10 protein-coding genes, 1 tRNA gene and 1 pseudogene are annotated in these 12,989 nt (G+C 69.3%); 1 reads left to right on the plus strand and 11 read right to left on the minus strand.

Annotated elements, in window-relative coordinates:
* Positions 1–9: 9 nt before the first annotated feature.
* Positions 10–177, minus strand: a complete 168-nt coding sequence (locus tag ACFZDK_RS12130) for a hypothetical protein (RefSeq protein WP_355710238.1) — start codon at positions 175–177, stop codon at positions 10–12.
* A gap of 271 nt (positions 178–448) precedes the next feature.
* Here ACFZDK_RS12130 and ACFZDK_RS12135 point away from each other — a divergent pair.
* Positions 449–522, plus strand: a tRNA-Gly gene (locus ACFZDK_RS12135).
* Between the two features lie 49 nt (positions 523–571).
* Here ACFZDK_RS12135 and ACFZDK_RS12140 read toward each other — a convergent pair.
* The 10 genes and pseudogenes from ACFZDK_RS12140 to ACFZDK_RS12185 form a co-directional block, all read right to left on the minus strand.
* Positions 572–918: pseudogene (locus tag ACFZDK_RS12140) on the minus strand (site-specific integrase); the annotation flags it as partial.
* A gap of 161 nt (positions 919–1,079) precedes the next feature.
* Positions 1,080–1,460 carry a VOC family protein gene (locus tag ACFZDK_RS12145; protein WP_123970535.1) on the minus strand — a complete coding sequence of 127 codons (381 nt, stop codon included), beginning with the start codon at positions 1,458–1,460 and terminating at the stop codon, positions 1,080–1,082.
* A gap of 5 nt (positions 1,461–1,465) precedes the next feature.
* Positions 1,466–2,200 carry an L-ribulose-5-phosphate 4-epimerase AraD gene (gene araD, locus ACFZDK_RS12150; protein WP_390971917.1) on the minus strand — a complete coding sequence of 245 codons (735 nt, stop codon included), beginning with the start codon at positions 2,198–2,200 and terminating at the stop codon, positions 1,466–1,468.
* A gap of 14 nt (positions 2,201–2,214) precedes the next feature.
* Positions 2,215–3,732, minus strand: a complete 1,518-nt coding sequence (gene araA / locus ACFZDK_RS12155; protein ID WP_390971918.1) for an L-arabinose isomerase — start codon at positions 3,730–3,732, stop codon at positions 2,215–2,217.
* Between the two features lie 23 nt (positions 3,733–3,755).
* Positions 3,756–5,411, minus strand: a complete 1,656-nt coding sequence (gene araB, locus ACFZDK_RS12160; protein WP_390971919.1) for a ribulokinase — start codon at positions 5,409–5,411, stop codon at positions 3,756–3,758.
* Between the two features lie 95 nt (positions 5,412–5,506).
* Complete coding sequence (locus ACFZDK_RS12165; RefSeq protein WP_390971920.1) at positions 5,507–7,552, minus strand: RICIN domain-containing protein; 2,046 nt, start codon at positions 7,550–7,552, stop codon at positions 5,507–5,509.
* Between the two features lie 94 nt (positions 7,553–7,646).
* Positions 7,647–9,167, minus strand: a complete 1,521-nt coding sequence (locus ACFZDK_RS12170) for an alpha-L-arabinofuranosidase C-terminal domain-containing protein (RefSeq protein WP_390971921.1) — start codon at positions 9,165–9,167, stop codon at positions 7,647–7,649.
* A 57-nt stretch (positions 9,168–9,224) separates the two neighbouring features.
* Complete coding sequence (locus ACFZDK_RS12175; RefSeq protein ID WP_390971922.1) at positions 9,225–10,127, minus strand: ABC transporter permease subunit; 903 nt, start codon at positions 10,125–10,127, stop codon at positions 9,225–9,227.
* Positions 10,124–11,107 (minus strand): ABC transporter permease subunit, encoded by a 984-nt coding sequence (locus ACFZDK_RS12180; protein ID WP_390971923.1) that lies wholly within the window; start codon positions 11,105–11,107, stop codon positions 10,124–10,126. The genes ACFZDK_RS12175 and ACFZDK_RS12180 overlap by 4 nt, the downstream gene beginning before the upstream one ends.
* Before the next feature lie 98 nt (positions 11,108–11,205).
* Positions 11,206–12,558: an extracellular solute-binding protein gene (locus ACFZDK_RS12185; RefSeq protein WP_390971924.1), complete on the minus strand. Its 1,353-nt coding sequence runs from the start codon at positions 12,556–12,558 to the stop codon at positions 11,206–11,208.
* Between the last annotated feature and the right edge of the window lie 431 nt (positions 12,559–12,989).

Consider the following 12,989-nt stretch of genomic DNA (forward strand, 5'->3'; position numbering starts at 1 on the left):
GCTATGCGGCTATGCCGGCTCATGCTTCTCGAGTGCGACCGGCACGACACTGCGCAGCCGGGCGCACTTCGGACACCGGACCAGCCGGCCGGGGCCGAGCCGCTCGGCCTGCTGCATCGGGAACGAAGCGGTGCTGAACACGTGCCCTTCGGCACAGCGGACGACGGTGCGTTCCATCAAGTCCCTTGAGTCCCTTCCCCAGGAGCCGCGTTGGGCTTACTGCCGTGACGACGGAAAGCCACATTACGGGATCAAAGGGACGGCTCTCCAGGCGGCACTCCGGCCCACCCGGACCCTCTCCCACATCCCCACCGTACGCCCCAACTCCGGCCCGCCGCAGCCGGATCACACCCCTGAAACACAGACGAACCCCACGGTCCCAGCACCGGGGGTCCACCATGAGGTACAGTGAGCGAGCGTTCGGACACCGGCCCCGTCGGCGTCTTACGCGGGTGTAGTTTAATGGTAGAACATCAGCTTCCCAAGCTGAGAGCGCGAGTTCGATTCTCGTCACCCGCTCCATGGAGAAGGCCCAGGTCAGCGACCTGGGCCCTTTTGTTGTCCGTGGTGATTAGTTGTCACGTGCCAGATTCGTGCCAGATGGTTGATCGTCGGGGGCGGTGGGCTCATGTCCTGGCATGGTCGCAGCAGCTTGCCGGCGTGCCTTGCGTACGGTCGCATCGAGGCCGGCTGCACCTTCCTGCTGTCGGTCGTCGTCGGAGTGCTGGTAGATCAGCGCGGCCTTCTCGGAGGACTGGCCGACGCGGACCATCGTGTCTTGAGGGTGGCACCGGAACGGGTCGAGAGCGTGTGTCCGGTGTGGCGAAGGTCGTAGAACCGGAAGCCCTCGGGGACGCCGACGACGGTACGGGCCTTGCGCCACTTCCGGCCGAAGGTGCTGCGCCTGAAGGGGGCGCCCGACCGTCGACGCGCTCGACGCCCTCAAGCAGGCCCTTGCGGCCGACTGGGGAGAGCCGCCCCTCGTCCCCGCCCCCTGAACCACGATCCCCTCGACGATCTCGGCCAACCCGGGGGTAACGGGCCGGCCGCCCGGGACCGCTCGAATATTCGTCTATTCGTCATGGCCAGACGTGTGCCTGTGCCCGGAACGTGTCGGGGTCGCTCTCCACAGGTAGTACGCACAGCAGATGACCGCCAGGCACTCGTAGCACGCAGCACTCCTGCCACTGTGAAATCTGCTCGGCGCCCAGAGCGATCAGGCGCGCGGTTTCCGATTCGACGTTGTCGGTCTCGATGTCGAGGTGGATACGGGGTGCGTCGTCGACCGCCTGGACTGCGGTGATCAGCCCTGGCAGGGCCTGGTGGAGCGTGGTGAACTGCGGTGCCGGTGGAAACGGTTGGGCAGTCACACCGAGCGCTGCCGACCAGAAGTCCGCTGCCCGGGCGGCGTCGGCTTCGGGTGTGTCGATCAGTACGGCGTATACGCGGCTTCTGTGCATCGCCGTCACCGGGTCGCCGGGGCCGCCGGGGTCGTCGGATTGCCGTAGTAGGCGTCGGGGCCGTGCTTGCGGGTGTAGTGGCGCTCCAGGAGGTGAGGGGGTGGCGGAGTCGTCGGTGAGAGGGACATGGTGTGGAGGGCGATGTCGGCGACCGCCTCGCAGATGATCGCGTGTTCCAGGGACTTGCGGGCGGTGGCCCCCCAGGTGAAGGGGCCGTGGCCCGCGACGAGGGCGGCGGGGACCTCGACGGCCCGCTGGTCGTCGCCGTCGAGGAGGTCCACGATGACGTGGCCGGTGTTGTACTCGTAGTCCTTCGCGCACTCCTCCTTCGTGAGGTCGCGGGTGACCGGCACGGGGCCGTTGAAGGTGTCGGCGTGGGTGGTGCCGAGGACGGGGATGTCCCGGCGGGCCTGGGCGAAGGCGACCGCGTGGGTGGAGTGGGTGTGGGTCACGCCGCCGACGGACGGGAACGCCAGGTACAGGCAGCGGTGGGTCTCGGTGTCGGTGGAGGGGCGCAGGTCGCCCTCGACCACCGCTCCGTCGGACAGGCGGACCGTCACCAGGTCGTCGATGGTCAGGGCCTCGTAGGGGACCCCGGAAGGCTTGATGACGAACACGCCCGCCTCGCGGTCGACCCCGCTGACGTTTCCCCAGGTCAGGGTCGCCAGGCCGACCTGGGGGATGGCAAGGTTCGCCTCCAGTACCTCTTGGCGCAGGCCCTCCCGGACAACTGCGGTCATCGTGGTCTCCTTCGTCACAGGGCCTGGGCGAGGCGGTGGTAGGCGGCGTTCCAGCGGATTTCCTTGGCGAACTGCTCGGTGGCGGTGTTCTCGTCGATGGTGAGCAGTTCGACGCCGGTCATGGAGGCGTAGTCGGTCAGGGTCTCGACGTCGACCGCCGAGCTGAGCACGGTGTGGTGCGGGGCGCCGGCGAGCAGCCAGCTCTCCGCCGATTCCGCCAGGGACGGACGCGGCTTCCACACGGCGCGGGCGACCGGCAGGCGGCGCAGGGGTTCGCTCGGGGCGATGACGTCGACGGCGTTGGCCGTGAGGCGGAAGCGGTCGCCGAGGTCGGAGAGGCCGACGACCACGGCGGGCCCCTCGGAGGCGTTGAAGACCAGGCGGACCGGGTCCTCGCGGCCGCCGATGGACAGGGGGTGGATCTCGCAGCGGGGGCGGGCGGCGGCGACCGTGGGGCAGACCTCCAGCATGTGGGCGCCGAGGACGCGCGGGATGCCGGGGCCGAGGTGGTAGGTGTAGTCCTCCATGAACGTGGTGCCGCCGGGCAGCCCCGCGCCCATGACCTTCATCGTGCGCAGCAGCGCGGAGGTCTTCCAGTCGCCCTCGCCGCCGAAGCCGTAGCCGTCGGCCATCAGCCGCTGGACGGCGATGCCGGGGAGCTGGCGCAGCCCGCCGAGGTCCTCGAAGTTGGTGGTGAAGGCGGTGAAGCCGCCCTCGGTGAGGAAGGCGCGCAGGCCGAGTTCGAGACGGGCGGCATACAGCAGCGAGTCGTGGCGGATGCCGCCGGGGCGCAGGGCCGGGACGACGTCGTACGACTCCACGTACTCGTCGGCGAGTTCGGCGGCCGCCTTGTCCTCGACGTCGTCGACCACGGCGACCAGGTCGTTGACGGCGTAGGTGTTGACGGAGAAGCCGAACCGCAGCTGGGCCTCGACCTTGTCGCCCTCGGTCACGGCGACGTCGCGCATGTTGTCGCCGAAGCGGGCCAGCCGCAGGGTCCGCGAGGCGTGGCGGCCGACGGCGGCGCGGGCCCAGGCGGCGACGCGTCTGACGACCCTCGGGTCGGTTGCGTGCCCGGCGACGATCTTCCGGTCGACGCCGACGCGGGACTCGATGTGGCCGAACTCCCGGTCGCCGTGGGCGGCCTGGTTGAGGTTCATGAAGTCCATGTCGATGCTCGGCCAGGGCAGCGACAGGTTGTACTGGGTGTGCAGGTGCAGCAACGGCCGGTCCAGGGCGCTGAGTCCGGCGATCCACATCTTCGCCGGGGAGAAGGTGTGCATCCACACGATTACGCCGACGCAGGCGTCGGAGGCGCTCGCCTCCTGGCACATCCGGCGGATCGACTCGGCGTCGGTGAGGACCGGCTTCCACACGATCCTGACCGGGATTTTCCCGGGGCGGCCGAGGGTCTCGGAGATGCTCCTGGACTGGTCGGCCACTTGTCGCAGCACGTCGTCGCCGTACAGGCCCTGGCTTCCGGTGAGGAACCAGATCTCCTGGCTGTCGTGGGGCCTTTCGGAAGTGGTCATGAGGGGGTTCCTTTCACAGTGGCTCAGACGGAGGCTTCCGCGCGGATGCGGCGCAGGCGGTGCATGACGTCGTTGGTGCCGCGGCCGAAGTAGTCGTGCAGCACGCGGTACTCGGAGTAGAGGCGCTCGTAGGCCGCCACGCGCTGCGGGTCCGGCAGGTAGACCCGGCGGTGGACCTTGCCCATGGCGTGGGCCGCGGCACGGATGTCGGGGTACGCCCCGGCGGCGACGGCGGCGTGCATCGCGGCGCCGAGGGCCGGGCCCTGGGTGGAGCCGATGATGCTCAGGGGGCGGCGGGTGACGTCGGCGTAGATCTGCATGAGCAGGGCGTTCTTCGTCAGGCCGCCCGCGATGATCAGTTCCGTCACCGGTACGGCGGCGGACTCGAAGGCGTCGATGATGGTGCGGGTGCCGAAGGCGGTGGCCTCCAGCAGGGCGCGGTAGATGTCCTCGGGGCGGGTGGAGAGCGTCTGGCCGATCAGCAGGCCGCTGAGGTCGTGGTCGACCAGGACGGAGCGGTTGCCGCTGTGCCAGTCCAGGGCGAGGAGGCCGTGTTCGCCGACCTTCTGTCCGGCCGCGAGGGCGGTCAGGTACTCGTGCGGGGTCTGGCCGGCCGCGGCGGCGCGCTCCGCGTACTCGGCGGGCAGGCCCGTGCGCACGAACCAGCCGAAGATGTCGCCTACGCCGCTCTGCCCGGCCTCGTAGCCCCACAGCCCGGGGAGGATGCCGCCGTCCACGACCCCGCACATGCCGGGCACGACACCCTGCTGGTCGGAGCTCATCACATGGCAGGTGGAGGTGCCCATGATGGCGACCATCTGGCCGGGTTCCACGGCGACCGCCGCCGGGGCGGTGACATGGGCGTCGACGTTGCCGACGCAGACCGTGATGCCCTCCCGCAGCCCGGTCCAGGCGGCGGCCTCGGCGGTCAACACCCCGGCCGGATCGCCGAGTTGGCCGATGGGATGGTCCAGCTTGTCGGTCACGAAGTCGGCGAAGTCCGTGTTCAGGGCGGCGAGATAGTCCCGGGAGGGGTAAGTGCCGTCCTGGTACTGGCCCTTGTAACCGGCTGTGCAGGCGTTGCGGACGTATGTGCCGCAGAGCCGCCACACGATCCAGTCGGCCGCCTCCAGCCACCGCTCGGTGCGCCGGTAGATCTCCGGGTCCTCCTCCAGGACCTGGAGCGCCTTGGCGAACTCCCACTCCGAGGAGATCTTCCCGCCGTACCGCTCAAGCCACGGCTCCTTCATCTCGGCGGCCAGCGCGTTGATCCGGTCGGCTTGGCCCTGGGCTGCGTGGTGGCGCCACAGCTTGACGTAGGCGTGCGGGCGGTTCTCCAGGCCGGGGAGTTCGCACAGCGGCGTGCCGTCGGCGAGGACCGGCAGGACCGTGCAGGCGGTGAAGTCGGTGCCGATGCCGATGACTTGCTCCGGCTGTACTCCGGCGCGGGCGAGGGCCTCGGGTACGGCGTTTCGGAGCACGTCGATGTAGTCCGATGGCACCTGCAGGGCCCAGTCGGGGGGCAGCCGGGTGCCGTCGGGCAGGCTCCGGTCGAGGACGGCGTGGGCGTAGACGTGCTCCGCCGACGCCAGTTCCGCGCCGTCGCCGACCCGTACCACCACGGCACGGCCGGACAGGGTGCCGAAGTCGACGCCCACGACACAGGGTTCTTCAGACACGGGGCGATCCACCTCTCTCGTTCGGTATGACAGTCATCGTTCGGGATGCTGGGCAGAAGGTCGGGGGCCCGGCGGCGACCGGGCCCCCTGGCGGATCAGTTGACCCGCACGACCTGCCACAGTTCGTCATCGGCGCCGTTGTCCGCCGACTGGACGATCAGTGCGCCGTTGGCGGTGGAGGCCGAGGCGACGTCCGCGACCAGGCCGCTCGCGGAGTTGACGAGCTTGAAGTAGCCGCCTCCCGCGTCGGTGAGCGTCCACTTCTGGGAGCTCGCCCCCGACGACGAGTTCTGGACGACGGCGGCGCCGGCCGAGGTCGAGCCGTTGTTGTCGAGGAACAGACCGCTGTTGACGTTCTTCACGGTCCACGTCCCGCCGCTGACCGACTGGAACGTCCACAGCTGGCAGTTGTTGGCGGTGTTCACCCACTGGCCCGCCTGCTTGCCCACCGTGGTGGAGGCGCCGGGGATCTCCAGGAACTTGCCGCTGTTCTTGTTGACCAGCCGGTACTGGCCGGTGGACAGGGTGGGCAGGGCGGTCTGGGTGAGGTTCCAGCGCTGGCAGGCGCAGCCGGTGTCGGACCACTGCCCGGCGGCGGTGCCGACGGTGGTGGAGGCGCTGGGGATCTCCAGGTACTTGCCACTGTTCCGGTTGGTTGCGGTGAAGCCGCCCGCCGGGTTCGGGGCGACGGCCCACTCGTGGTCGAGGGTGCCGTTGTCGTCCCACTGCAGGACCTTGGCGCCGTTGGCGGTGGACTGGTTCTGCACGCCCAGCACCTTGCCGCTGGCCACGTTGAAGATCTTGAAGTAGCCGGAGGTCTGCTGGACGAACTTCCACTGCTGGTCGGTGGCGTTGTCGGCGTTCTGCTGGGTGGCGTTGACGCCGTTGGTCGTCGACCCGCCGACGATCGTGAGCATCAGATGGCTGTTGGCGTTGGACATGGTGTAGGTGGCGCCGTCGGAGATGCCGCCGCCCAGGTCGATGGTGCCGTAGCTGACCGGGTTGAGGCCGGTGCTGGTCAGGTGGCCGCCGCTGAGGACCAGCAGGCTGTGGCCGTCGGCGAGCGGGAGCAGACCGCGGCTGTAGCCGCCGGGGACGGTGGAGGCGATGCGCGTCCAGGTGTTCGCGGCGCCGTTCTGCGTGTTGAGGAACAGGTCGTCGCTGCTGTTGGCGCTGACCACGAGGGTGCCGTTGGCGCCACCGGTGGGCAGCCAGGTGATGTACGGGGAGCTCTTGGGCTGGGTGCCGTCGGTGGCCTTGAGCGCGATGCCGGTCGCCGAGCCGAAGGCCTCCGGGTCGGAGGAGATCTTGTAATAGACGGCGAAGCCGCCCTCCGGGGCGCCCCAGAACTCGTACGTCATCACGTAGTTGCCGTTGGGGAGCTTCGCGACCACCGGCATGCCCGGACGGTCGCTGTAGGTCGAGGTGGCGACGTCGTTCACCACGGAACCCCAGGTCAGGCCGTCCGTGCTGACCTGGTGCACGATCTTCTGGCCGTTGTTGGGGTCACGCTGGTCGGAGTAGTACACGATCAGCTTGGAGCCGGAGACCATCAGGAACGGCTCCCAGACCGGCGTCTGGCCGTTCGTGGGGTCGGCCTTGCCGCCGGTGGCGATGGTGCTGACGTACGACCAGCTGGCGCCGTGGTCGGTGCTGGCGTACAGGTGCAGCTCGGTCGAGGACAGGTCGCTGGGGATGGAGTTGCCGGCGGCGAGGATCGTGCCTGCCGGGAAGTTGCCTACGGCGGTGGGGAGTTCGTACAGGAACGGCTGGTAGCGCATGCCGAAGCCGTTGTGGGTGTCGCTGATGCTGGAGATCTGGCTCCAGCTGTTGCCGTTGTCCGTGCTGCGGTAGATCGGGAAGACGGGGGTGCCCGAGCTGTACTGCTCGAACGTGGCGAGCAGGGTGCCGTTGGACGATCCGCTGTTCTGCAGGCGGATGGCGCGCGGGTAGAGCGAGCCGGGCGACGGGGCGTTCGACGGCGGGGTGTACATCGTCTGCGAGGCGCGCGAGATCGCGTGCGCCGGGCCGGCGGCGGGCAGGACGAGGGCGACGGCGGCTGCGAGCAGGGCCAGCAGCAGGGTGATCGCCTGGGTGCGGGGCAGGGCGCCGTGTCTGGCGCCTTCCCTGGTGGTGGACATGGGCGGCTCCCAAGGAATGTCCGGGAAGAGGGGGTGGTGCGGGGCCCGCCGCTCTCCGGGAGAACAAGGAGCGGCGGGTGTCCGAGGGGGTGGGTCAGCCGGCGCGGCGCAGCCGGATGACGTTCCAGGAGACCGGCGGCAGGCTCGCGGTCAGGCGGCCGTCGGCGACGGGACCGGTGTCGGCGACGTACGGGCGTACCCGGTCGGGGTCGTCCTGGGTGTTGGCGGCGCGGATGTCGGGGTCGCTCAGCACCGAGTGCTCGACCGGCGTGTAGCCGGGGAACGCTCGCAGGTCGAGGGCGAGTTCGACGTTCTCGCTCTGGTGCCGGTTGACGGCGAAGACGGTGAGCTCGTCGGCGCCGTCCGCCTCCGCGAGGTGCGTGGCCACGGCATCGACGACGGAGACCTCGCCGAAACGTTCCGTCTCATAGGTCGGCGCCAGCGGCTCCACGCGCAGGACCGTGCCGCGCGCATGGCGGGCCGCCTGGGCGAAGGGGTGGAAGGTGGTCTGCCGCCAGCTCGGGCCGCCCGCCTCGCTGCGGATCGGGGCGATCACATTGACGAGCTGGGCGAGGCAGGCGGCGGTGACCCGGTCGCTGTGCCGCAGCAGGCTGATCAGCAGTCCGCCGACCACGACGGCGTCGGCGACGTTGTACTCGTCCTCGATCACGCGTGGGGCGACGGCCCACTCGGTGGGCTTCTCCTGCGCCTCGAAACGGGTGTTGTACCAGACGTTCCACTCGTCGAAGGAGAGGTTGATCCGCTTCTTGCGGCGCAGCTTGGCCCGGATGTGGTCGGCGGTGGCCACCACCGAGTCGACGAAGTGGTCCATGTCGACGCCGGAGGCCAGGAAGCTGCCGAGGTCGCCGTCGAGTTCCTCGTAGTAGGCGTGGCAGGAGATGTAGTCGACCTGGTCGTACGCCTCCTCCAGGACGGTGGCCTCCCAGGCGCCGAAGGTCGGCATCGCGGAGCTGGAGCTGCCGCAGGCGACCAGTTCCAGCTTCGGGTCGATCATGCGCATCGCGCGGGCGGTCTCGGCGGCGATACGGCCGTACTCCTGGGCGGTCTTGTGGCCGGTCTGCCAGGGGCCGTCCATCTCGTTGCCCAGGCACCACATGCGGATGCCGAACGGGTCCGGGGCGCCGTTCTTGATCCGCTGGTCGGACCAGGCGGTGCCGCCCGGGTGGTTGCAGTACTCCAGCAGGTCCAGGGCTTCGGCGACGCCCCGGGTGCCGAGGTTGAGGGCCATCATCGGCTCGACGCCGGCCTTTTCGGCCCAGCGGTGGAACTCGTGCAGGCCGAAGGCGTTGGTCTCGGTGCTGTGCCAGGCGAGGTCGAGGCGGGTGGGGCGGTCGGCGACCGGGCCGACGCTGTCCTCCCAGCGGAAGCCGGAGACGAAGTTGCCGCCGGGGTAGCGCACGGCGGTCACGCCCAGCTCGCGCACCAGGTCCAGGACGTCGCGGCGCAGGCCGTCCTCGTCGGCGAGCGGGTGGCCGGGCTCGTAGATGCCGGTGTAGACGCAGCGGCCCATGTGCTCGACGAAGGAACCGAAGGTACGGGGACTCACGTCGGCGACGCGGAAGGCGGGGTCGACGGTCAGGGAGGCGTGCAGCATGAAGGTCGCTCCGGGAGGTGCGCAAGAAGAAGAGGAGGAACGGGCGGGCCCGTCAGGTCACTTGAGGCTTCCGACGGTCAGACCGCCGCGCCAGTACCGCTGGAGGAGCAGGAAGGTGACGATCAGCGGCAGGATCGCCACCAGGGAGCCCGCGATGACCAGGGTGAACAGCGCGTTGGCGCCGGACTGGATCATCGCTCCCTCGTACCAGGACTGCAGGCCGACGGTGAGCGGGAACAGCTTGTCGTTGTTGAGCATCACCAACGGCAGGAAGAAGTTGTTCCAGGTGCCGACCATGGAGAACAGCAGCACGGTGACAAGCGCCGGCTTCAGCGTCGGCAGCGCCACCGACCACAGCACGCGCAGCTCGCCGGCTCCGTCCATGCGGGCCGCCTCCAGCAGCTCGTCCGGCAGGGACTCCTGCACGTAGACCCGCACCAGGTAGACGCCGAACGGGTTGAGCAGCTGCGGCAGGATGACCGCCCACATGGTGTTGGTCAGCGCCACCTTGCTCAGCAGCAGATAGGTGGGGATGGCCAGCGCGGTGGCGGGCACCATGATGGCGCCGAGGAGGCTGGAGAAGAGCAGGTTCCGGCCGGGGAAGCGGTACTTGGCGAAGGCGTAGCCCGCGAGAGTCGCCACGGCGGTGGCGCCCACTCCGCTGACACCGGCGTAGATCGCGGTGTTGCCCATCCAGCGCAGGTACTCGCCGTCGTTGTACGTGAACAGCTGCTGGAGGTTGGTGAAGAAGGAGCCCGGCGAGTGGAACCAGAGGGCGGCGGTGGAGAACAGCGCGTCGTTGCCCTTGGTGGCGGCGACGACCAGCCACCAGAACGGCAGCAGGAAGTACAGGATCATCGCCACCATCACCACGTTGACGGTGACGCGTCCGCGCGCGGCGGACGGGCGACGGCCGGTGGCCGGGGCGGCGGTGACGGCGGGTGCGGCGACGGTGGTCACTTCAGTCCGCTCCTCTTGCGCGTGGCGAACAGGAAGATGTAGGAGCCGATGAAGACCACCGCTCCGAGGGAGAAGGAGATGGCGGCGGAGTAGTTGAACTCCGAGTACTGGAACGCCAGGTTGTAGGCGTACAGGTTGGGCGTGTAGTCCGGGGTGATCACCGAGGAGGCGGTCTTCTCCAGGACCCGAGGCTCGGTGAAGAACTGCAGGGTGCCGATGAGGGTGAACATCAGAGTGAGCACCAGCGCCGAGGAGATCATCGGGACCTTGATGCGCAGGGCCGTCTGGAGCTGGCCGGCGCCGTCGAGCTTCGCCGCCTCGTAGACCTCGCGGGGCAGGCCCTGGAGGGCGGCGTACAGGACGATCATGTTGTAGCCGGTCCACTGCCAGGTCACGATGTTGCCGAGCGAGGTCAGCATCAGACCGTGCGACAGCAGGTCGACCTTGCCGAGGCCGAGCGAGTTGCTGATCGAGTTCACCGGGCCGAAGGTCGGGCTGTACAGGAAGCCCCACATCAGCGCGCCGATCACCGCGGGTACGGCGTACGGCATGAACAGGGTCATCCGGAACACCTTGGCGAGCCTGCTGGTCACCTCGTCGATGATCAGCGCCCCGAGCAGGGCGAAGCCGAGCATCACCGGGATCTGGACCACACCGAAGACGACGACTCTGCGCACACCGGACAGGAACTGCGGGTCGGTGAAGGTCTGCTGGTAGTTGGCGAACCAGCTGAAGTGGTCGCCGCCGACCAGGGTGGAGGTGCGCAGGCTCAGCCAGAAGGCGTAGCACAGCGGGGCCACCAGGAAGGCCAGGAAGAGCAGGAGGAACGGGCTGACCAGCAGCAGGCCCATGCCCTTGTGCCGGGTGCGGGCGGACAGCCGGCCGGGGCGCCGGCCCGCCACGGGAGTGCGAAGTCCCCTCGCGGGGACGGCACGTGGCGGTGCCACCGCGGTGGAACCCTGCTGTCGGAGCAGGCTCATCACTTCTCCTTGCGCGTGGTGCGGGCCCCCGCCGGCGGCGGAGCTGTCGGGCGCGGGCGCGCCGGCGGAGGCGGTGGGGAGTCGGGGACCCGGGCCGGTTACTTGCTGACCTTGAATCCCTGCTTGGCCGCGTAGGAGGTCACCTGCTGCTGGACGTTGTCGTTGACGGACGACCAGGCGGTCTGGCCCTGGAGGGCCTTGCCCACCTCACTGGTGTCGGTGTTGTAGGCGTAGTCCTGGAACGGGCTCCAGTCGAAGGAGCTGATGCCGTTCGCGGCGGGCACGAACACCGAGTTGATCTGCTGGCCGCCGAAGAAGTCGTACTTCTTGGACTTGAAGTACGCCCCGTTGAGAATCGGGTTGGACAGCGGGAAGAGGTACGCCTGGTCGATGCCGATCTTCCAGGCGGCCTGGGAGGTGCCGAAGAGCTCCCGGGCTACCTCGGTGGCCTCCTTGGGGTGCTTGGTCTGCGAGGTCACCGAGAAGCTCGAACCGCCCCAGTCGCCCTGGGCGCCGGCGCCCGCGGTCCACTGCGGCAGCGGGGCCACGCGCCACTTGCCGGAGGTCTTCGCGGCGACGCTGGAGAGGTAGCCCGGGCCCCAACCGGCCGCGAGGTAGGTGGCGTACTTGCCGCTGCTGAGGCCGCTGTAGAAGTCCGTGGTGGCGTACGACTGGGTGTCGACCAGCTTGTTCTTGACCAGGTCGCCCCAGTACCCGTACACCTTCTTGGCGTTGTCGTCGTTCAGCTTCACGCCGATGTCCGGCAGCTTGCTCGCCGAGTACGTGTAGGGGCGGGAACCGGCCTGCCACATCAGGCCCTGGCGCCAGCCGGCGGCCGTCTCGTCGCTGCCGAAGTCGGTCATGTAGGCGCTGGGGTCGGCCTTGTGCAGCTTGGCCGCCTCCTCCTTGTACTCCGCCCAGGTGGTCGGCACCTTGAGGTGGTACTTCTTGAAGAGGTCGGCCCGGTACATCATCGCCATCGGGCCGCCGTCGACCGGGATGGCGTAGACGTGGTCGCCGTCGGAGGACTGGTTCCAGGCCCAGGACACGTAGTTGCCCTTGTCGGCGGTCGCCCCGTACTTGCCCATGTCGAGCAGGCCCTTGGTGAGCTGGATGGTCGGCAGCTCCTGGAACTCCAGCATGACGACGTCGGGTGCGCCCTGGCCGGCCTTCAGCGTGGTCTTCAGCTTGGTGTACTCGTCCTGGCCGACGCCCGCCTGCACCCAGTCGACCTGGACGTCCTTGTGGGTCTTGTTGAACTGGGCCACGACCTGCTTGAACTGCGGGTACCAGGCCCACACCTTGATGTGCACGGGGCCGCTCTGCGCGCCGCCGGCGCTGCCGCCCCCGCCGCCGCAGGCCGCGAGGAGCACGCCGGCGAGGGCGGCGGAGGTCGCCGCGACCGTGGTCCGGCGGACGGAACGGAGCTGGGGCTTTCTGCTGGACGACATGAGCGGTCTCCTGGGTGTGGTGCCCGAGGGCAGGACGGAGTACGGAGTAAGGGAGGTGAGGGGACGCGCGCCGGGCACACGGAGGACCGGCGTGAAGGCGGTGAACGGGGTGAGGGCATGCGGCATGCCGGCTCGGGTGAAGGGCGGGCGCTTCGGACGCGAGGCGCTCGGGTGTGCTGCCCGCCTACGGATGCCGGCGGGCGGACGTCGATCGACGCGGGAGGGTGGGCGTGTGTGACGTCGGTGAGGGAGGAGAGACGGCTCGGTGATCAGCGCGGCGGGCGCGCCGGGCAACGGCTCAGACCGCGGTGAGTAAAGGGTGATGCCCAGTCAGGACGGGTGCGGCTCCCGGCCCGTGAGAGGTTGCTGGTCCCACTGCGGCTCCTACTGTTCATCCCCGTGATCGCTCTCGGGGATCCGGTCCGTGGCGC

The sequence above is a fragment of the Streptomyces sp. NPDC007901 genome, from assembly GCF_042959465.1.
Classification (GTDB): Bacteria; Actinomycetota; Actinomycetes; order Streptomycetales; family Streptomycetaceae; genus Streptomyces.